This window comes from Streptomyces malachitofuscus (genome assembly GCF_055571035.1).
This window is the reverse complement of sequence record NZ_JBVIGA010000025.1, coordinates 1-6916: the sequence shown is the minus strand read 5'-3', so window position 1 is coordinate 6916 and position 6916 is coordinate 1. Positions and strand designations below refer to the sequence as shown.

Annotated in this window: 6 protein-coding genes; 3 read left to right on the top strand and 3 right to left on the bottom strand. The window is 70.1% G+C overall.

The window, feature by feature from the left end; genetic code table 11:
• Positions 1-91: 91 nt before the first annotated feature.
• Together ACZ44S_RS30245 and ACZ44S_RS30240 are read right to left on the bottom strand one after the other, a co-directional pair.
• Entirely contained in the window at positions 92-1516 is a 1425-nt protein-coding gene (locus tag ACZ44S_RS30245; RefSeq protein ID WP_466934455.1) for a M28 family metallopeptidase, read from the bottom strand.
• Positions 1517-1961: 445 nt separating this feature from the next.
• Positions 1962-3632, bottom strand: coding sequence for a fumarate hydratase (locus ACZ44S_RS30240; RefSeq protein ID WP_466934454.1), 1671 nt, complete (start codon positions 3630-3632; stop codon positions 1962-1964).
• A gap of 155 nt (positions 3633-3787) precedes the next feature.
• Here ACZ44S_RS30240 and ACZ44S_RS30235 point away from each other — a divergent pair, with 155 nt between their 5' ends.
• Positions 3788-4495: a DUF1707 SHOCT-like domain-containing protein gene (locus ACZ44S_RS30235; RefSeq protein WP_466934452.1), complete on the top strand. Its 708-nt coding sequence runs from the start codon at positions 3788-3790 to the stop codon at positions 4493-4495.
• A gap of 108 nt (positions 4496-4603) precedes the next feature.
• A complete protein-coding gene (locus ACZ44S_RS30230; protein WP_466934450.1) occupies positions 4604-4978 on the top strand; it encodes a WhiB family transcriptional regulator in 375 nt (124 codons plus the stop codon).
• Positions 4979-5142: 164 nt separating this feature from the next.
• Here the strand turns inward: ACZ44S_RS30230 and glpX are convergent, their stop codons facing one another.
• Complete coding sequence (glpX, locus tag ACZ44S_RS30225; protein WP_466934448.1) at positions 5143-6177, bottom strand: class II fructose-bisphosphatase; 1035 nt, start codon at positions 6175-6177, stop codon at positions 5143-5145.
• A 144-nt stretch (positions 6178-6321) separates the two neighbouring features.
• On the opposite strand from glpX, the gene ACZ44S_RS30220 reads away from it, so the two are divergent.
• Positions 6322-6828, top strand: a complete 507-nt coding sequence (locus ACZ44S_RS30220) for a DUF4245 domain-containing protein (protein ID WP_466934447.1) — start codon at positions 6322-6324, stop codon at positions 6826-6828.
• The last annotated feature ends 88 nt before the right edge of the window (positions 6829-6916 follow it).

Below are 6916 nucleotides of genomic sequence, written 5' to 3'. Positions count from 1 at the left end.
CCACACTCCCCCCCCAACCCCCCCCCCCCCCCCCCCCCCCCCCCCCCCCCTGTCCCCCCCCCCCCCCCCCCCGGGTCCGTGGGGGGAAGGGTCAGCCGTTGAGCAGGGTCACGTCGTCCAGGAGGAAGCTGGTCCGCAGGCTGTAGTCCTCGCTCGCGGTGAAGGTCAGGGTGACCGTCTGTCCCGCGTACGCCGAGAGATCGACCGACCGCTGCACATAGCCGCTGCCGGCGTCGACGTTGGACAGGGTGGCGAGCGTGGTGCCGCCGGCCCGCACCGTGAACCTGTCGTACGCGCGTGAGCCGGACTCGTCGGTGTCGATGTGCAGCCAGTAGCTCAGCGACGCCTGGGAGCAGCCGGACGGCACGGTCACCGTCTGGCTGATCGACTCGGTGCTCGTGGACCCGTTACCGCCCAGCCAGGCGAACCGGGTTCCGTCGTGGGCCGACCCGCCCGTGTGGGCGCCGATGACGCCGGTGTTCCCGGTCCACGGCGAAGTCCCGCTCTCGAACCCGCCGTTGCCGACGGCGCCGGCGGTGTCGCAGTCGCCGCCCGTGCCGGTGTCCACGGCCCGCTGCCAGAGGGTGTACGCGATGCCGTCGGCGGCGCGGTCGAGACCGGTGGTGTTGATGTTGGTGAGGGTGTCGCAGGACCGGTGGTAGCAGGGGTCGTAGGCGGAGCCGGAGGTCCCGCCCCACTTGGCGGCCTGCGCGGAGGTCTTCCGGGCACTGGCGCCCATCGCGTAGCCGGAGGTGGGGATCCCGTACTGCTCGAAGGAGTAGTCGTCGCTGCGTCCGGCGCCCTCGGTGTTCTCCTCGGGCTGCAGGCCCAGCGAGTCCCAGTACGCCTTCATCGGCGCGGCGGCCGCGGAGGTGATGTGGTTGATGAAGTAGCCGCCGTTGGTGGAGGCGACCATGTCGAAGTTGTAGTACGCCTTGATCCTGGCGCGCTCGCCGGACGACAGCGAACGGACGTAGAAGTCGGACCCGTTGAGGCCCTGCTCCTCGTCGGTCCACCAGGCGAAGCGGACCCGGTTGCGCATGGCCGGGTTCTGCTGGGCCAGCGTCAGGGCGGTCTCGAGCAGGGCGGCGGAGCCGGAGCCGTTGTCGTTCATGCCGGGCCCGGCGGAGACGCCGTCGAGATGGGCGCCGAACATGTACACGTTGTTGGCGTCGCCGTGGGGCCACTCGGCGATGAGATTGGGGCCGGCACCGCTGGTGCAGCCGGAGGTGCACGGCTGCTCGGTCATGGTGTAACCGGCGGCCTGCAGCCTGCCCTTCACGTAGGCGACGGAGTCGTCGTAACCCTGTCCGGTGGACCGGCGGTTTCCGCCGTTCCGTCCGGCGATGGCGCTGAGCTCACTGAGGTGTGCCTTCACCTTGTTCACGTCGACATCGGGCGCGGCACTGATGGTGGTGTCCGTGGTGGTCCGGGAGTCGGCGGCCGCGGCGGGGAGTGTTCCGCAGCCCAGCACGACGGCGAGCGAGACGCCCGCGACGGCGAATCTTCGTTTCACCTGGTCTCCTCCGGGAGGTGGCTGTGGGGTGAGCCACGCAAGGATTGACATGGCATGTGCATGTCGGAGTGACGAGAAGACTCACAGTGATGGTTGATCACGTCAACGGAAAAGGCGGGGCGGAGCCCACATTGTCCGAAAGAAGCACACCAAGTCCGCTATCCGGACGACTGGGTTGAGGGGATGTCGGCCCTGAAGACCGACCCCGGAGTCGAGGTGCCCCGAGGGCGACCTGGAGCGTCCCGCCCCGAAGTGGTCCAAGGACTCGGCGTACGCCTGGTTCGGCCCGGAGGGCCTCGACCGCCTCAAGGAGAACCGCGCCCAGGGGGAGTACCCGATCCGCGACGTGATCGCGAAGGCGCTGAGGCTCCGACCCGGGCAGAAGGAACGTCCGGTACGGGACGGGCGGGGGGCGGAAGCAGCGCCCCCCGCCCGTCCCGTAGGGCTATGCCAGTCCCGGCCCCCGCACGGGGATCGACGTGAACGTCGGCTGCTGCGGCGAGGGGTCCTGGAAGAAGTCGTTGCCCTTGTCGTCCACGACGATGAACGCCGGGAAGTCCTCGACCTCGATCTTCCAGACCGCCTCCATGCCGAGTTCCTCGTACTCGACGACCTCGACCTTCTTGATGCAGTCCTGCGCCAGGCGGGCCGCGGGACCGCCGATGGAGCCCAGGTAGAAGCCGCCGTGCGCGTCGCACGCGTCGGTGACCTGCTTGCTCCGGTTCCCCTTCGCCAGCATCACCATGGAGCCGCCCGCCGCCTGGAACTGCTCCACGTAGGAGTCCATCCGCCCGGCCGTGGTCGGCCCGAAGGACCCGGACGCGTACCCCTCGGGGGTCTTCGCGGGGCCGGCGTAGTACACCGGGTGGTCCTTCAGGTACTGCGGCATCTCCTCGCCCGCGTCCAGCCGCTCCTTGATCTTCGCGTGCGCGATGTCGCGCGCGACGACCAGCGGCCCGGACAGCGACAGCCGCGTCTTCACCGGGTACTTGGTGAGCTCCGCGAGGATCGCCTTCATCGGCTGGTTGAGGTCGATCCGCACGACGTCGCCGGACTCGTCCAGCTGCTCGTCGGTGGTCTCCGGCAGGAACCGCGCCGGGTCCGTCTCCAGCTGCTCCAGGAACACGCCCTCGGCGGTGATCTTCGCGACGGCCTGGCGGTCGGCGGAGCAGGACACGGCGATGGCGACCGGGCAGGACGCACCGTGCCGGGGCAGGCGCACCACCCGCACGTCGTGGCAGAAGTACTTGCCGCCGAACTGCGCCCCGATGCCGATCCTCTGCGTCAGCTCGAAGACCTTCTCCTCGAGCTCCTTGTCCCGGAAGCCGTGCCCGAGCGGCGACCCCTCGGACGGGATCTCGTCCAGGTAGTGCGCGGAGGCGTACTTCGCGGTCTTCAGCGCGTACTCGGCCGACGTGCCGCCGACCACGATCGCCAGGTGGTACGGCGGACAGGCGGCCGTGCCCAGCGAACGGATCTTCTCCTCCAGGAACTTCATCATGGAGGCCTCGTTCAGGACGGCCTTGGTCTCCTGGTACAGGAAGCTCTTGTTGGCCGACCCGCCGCCCTTGGCCATGAACAGGAACTTGTACGCCCCGCCGTCCGTCGCGTACAGCTCGATCTGCGCCGGCAGGTTCGACCCGGTGTTCTTCTCCTCCCACATGGTGAGCGGAGCCATCTGCGAGTACCGCAGGTTCAGGTTCCTGTACGCGTCGTAGATGCCCTTGCTCAGGGCCTCCTCGTCACGTCCCGACGTCAGCACGTTCTGCCCGCGCTTGCCCATGACGATCGCCGTGCCGGTGTCCTGGCACATCGGCAGCACGCCCGCCGCCGCGATGTTCGCGTTCTTCAGCAGGTCCAGGGCGACGAACTTGTCGTTGGCCGACGCCTCGGGGTCGTCGATGATCCGGCGCAGCTGCGCCAGGTGGGCCGGGCGCAGGTAGTGCTGGATGTCGCGGATGGCCTCCTCGGCGAGCTTGCGCAGCGCCTCCGGCTCCACCTTGAGGAACGTCCGCCCGTCGGCCTCGAAGGTGGACACACCTTCGGAGGTCACCAGCCGGTAGGGGGTGGTGTCCTCTCCCATGGGGAGCAGATCGGCGTACTCGAACTCAGGCATCTCGCCCATTCCTCACTCGACGGAAGACCGCCCGCCTCCGTCGGCGGGCGCTCACCAGCGTAGGACCTGCCCTCGGCGGCGAACCTGTGAGGTTGTCCTCAGTTGTCCGCCCCGGAGGGTAGTCGCGATCTATCGCGTTTGGGTACGCTGCTGCCGTGGACCTTCAGAAGCACGCCCAGCAGCCGGACTCCGCACCCGACACCGCGGCGGGGGCCGCCGGGCTGCGCGCCTCCGACGCCGACCGGGACCGTATCGCCGACCTCCTGCGCGAGGCCCTCGCCGAGGGCCGCCTGACCGCCGACGAGCACGCGGAGCGCGTCGAGGGCGTGCTGGCCGCCAAGACGGTGGGGGAACTGGACGTGTTCGTCCAGGACCTGCCGATAGCCCACCAGCGGCGCGCGGCACACACCTCCGCCCCCAGCCGCCCCACCACGGGCGCGATCCCGGTGGACCCCGACGACAACGTGGTCGCGGTGTTCAGCGCGGCCACGCGCAAGGGCCGCTGGCGGACCGGCCGCCGCATCCACGCGTACGCGATCTTCGGCAGCGTCGAGATCGACCTCAGCGAGGCGATGTTCGACCACCAGCAGGTCATGATCAAGGCGTTCTCGGTGTTCGGCAGCGTCGAGATCCGCGTCCCGGAGAACGTGTCGCTGCGCGGCACGGGCGGCGGCGTGCTCGGCTCCTTCGAGGTGGACACCCTCGACGCGACCGACGAGGAGGCCCCGGTGGTCTTCGTCGACGGCTGGGCGGTGCTGGGCAGTGTCGAGGCACGGCCCAGGCGCGGCAAGCTCGTCGCGGACATTCTTGACCGGGTGCAGCGCACGGTCGACAAGAGCATGCGCAGACATCTCGGCCACTGACCCGGCACCGGCCGAGCCCCGTCCGGGACTCAGTGCATAGGCGCGCGTACATCGGGTAAGCCTTGCTGCATCGTCTCTCGCTCGCGAAGCCGTCGTCAGGAGTAGACCGTGCTGCAACCGCCGCATTCGTCCCTGCAGGTAGCCGCCGTTCCGGCCCAGCGAGCGGCAGGGCGGGAGAGGGACCAGGACGCTCCCTGGCACACCGAGGCCGTGTGCCGGCGCGACGAGGCGGGGCTGTTCTTCGCACCGTCGAAGGAGCCCACCGCCGCCCGGCTCTCCCGCGAGGAGGCGGCCAAGCGGGTCTGCGCCCGCTGTCCGGTCATGGTCGAGTGCCGCGAGCACGCCCTGCTCCAGCCCGAGCCCTACGGCGTCTGGGGCGGCCTCACCGCGGCCGAGCGCCGCGTGGTCCTGGCCCGCCGCAGGCGCCGCGACATGGAACTGAAGAAGGCCGCCGGCCAGCGCCGCATAGCCGCGGCGGGCTAGCAGCACCTGCACGCGGAAAATGCGCCCCCTCCGCACAGGGGGCGCACTTCCAGGGTGGGGCAGGACCGCACACTCAGGGGCGCGGGGCTGTGACATCTGCGGCTCCGCCGCGTGGGCGCGGTCAACCACGACGCACCCGCCTCCGCGCCGCACCCAAGGCGACGCTACTTGGCCCGGTCGAAATCGATCGCGCTGTACGCCCGCAGCTTGCTCAACCGGTGCTCGGAGTCGATCCTGCGCACCGTCCCGGACTTCGACCGCATCACGATCGAATCGGTCGTGGCCGTCTCCGACCGGTACCGCACCCCCCGCAGCAGCTCACCGTCGGTGATCCCGGTCGCCACGAAGAACACGTTGTCCCCGGTGACGAGGTCCTCCGTGGTCAGCACCCGGTCGAGGTCGTGCCCCGCGTCGATCGCCCGCTGCCGCTCCTCGTCGTCCTTCGGCCACAGCTTGCCCTGGATGGTGCCGCCCAGGCACTTCACCGCGCAGGCCGAGATGATGCCCTCGGGGGTGCCGCCGATGCCGAGCAGCAGGTCGATGCCGGTGCCCTCGCGCAGCGCGAGGATCGAGCCGGCGACGTCGCCGTCGGAGATCAGCTTGATGCGCGCACCGGTCTCCCGGATCTCCTTGATGATGCCCTCGTGCCGCGGCCGGTCGAGGATCACCACGGTGACGTCCTCGGGGGTGACCCGCTTGGCCTTGGCGACGCGGCGGATGTTCACGTTCACCGGGGCGTTGATGTCGACGAAGTCGGCGGCCTCCGGGCCGGTGACCAGCTTGTCCATGTAGAAGACGGCGGAGGGGTCGAACATCGAGCCGCGCTCGGCGGCGGCCAGCACCGCGATGGCGTTCGTCATGCCCTTGGCGGTCAGCGTGGTGCCGTCGATCGGGTCGACGGCGATGTCGCACTCGGGCCCGGTCCCGTCGCCCACGCGCTCCCCGTTGAAGAGCATCGGGGCCTCGTCCTTCTCCCCCTCGCCGATGACGACGACGCCGTTCATCGACACGGTGGAGACGAGGGTGCGCATGGCGCGCACGGCGGCACCGTCGGCGCCGTTCTTGTCGCCGCGCCCTACCCAGCGGCCCGCGGCCATCGCCGCTGCCTCGGTGACCCGTACGAGCTCCAGGGCGAGGTTGCGGTCGGGGGCCTCGGAGGGGACATCGAGCTCGGACGGCAAGTGATGGTGTTCGGTCATCGGAGCGCACCTTTCTGTACGACGACGGCCGGATGAGGGTGTGGGCCATGACTCTATCGTCAGACAGACAAAATGAGCAGGGCCCCCCACGGATGAGCGCTTCGGGCACCTGCGACGATAGGGGGCGTGGCAGGAACGAGCAGCATGCAGAAAACGGCCCGGGACATGATCCTTTCCCTGGCCCTCATCGTGCTCGCCGCGGGAGTCGTCTGGCTGTTCATCCCGCACGAGGACGGCGAACCCGACATCAAGCGGGTCGACTACCGCGTCGACCTGCTCACGGCCCGCCGGGCCGCCTCCTACCCCGTGGCCGCGCCCGAGGGACTGCCCGAGGCGTGGAAGCCCACCTCCGTCCGCTTCCGGAGCGCCGAGGCCGACGCCTGGCACCTCGGTTTCCATGCCCCCGACGGGGAGTACGTGGCGGTCGAGCAGTCCGCGGGCAAGCGTTCGGCGTTCATCGAGGACACCACGCAGGGCGCGGCGAAGACCGAGGCCACCCAGCAGATCGACGGCAGGACCTGGACGCGCTACGAGGGCGACCACTACGACGCGCTGGTCCTGGAGGGCACCGAGGGCTCGACCACGGTCGTGACGGGCACGGCGTCGTTCGGGCAGCTGACGAAGATGGCCGAGGCGCTGCGCACCGAGTGAGCCCTCACTCACGGCTCAGGGGGCGGGCCCCGTCGGATCGGCCGATCCGACGGGGCCCGCCCCCTGAGCCGTGAGTGAGGGCTCACTC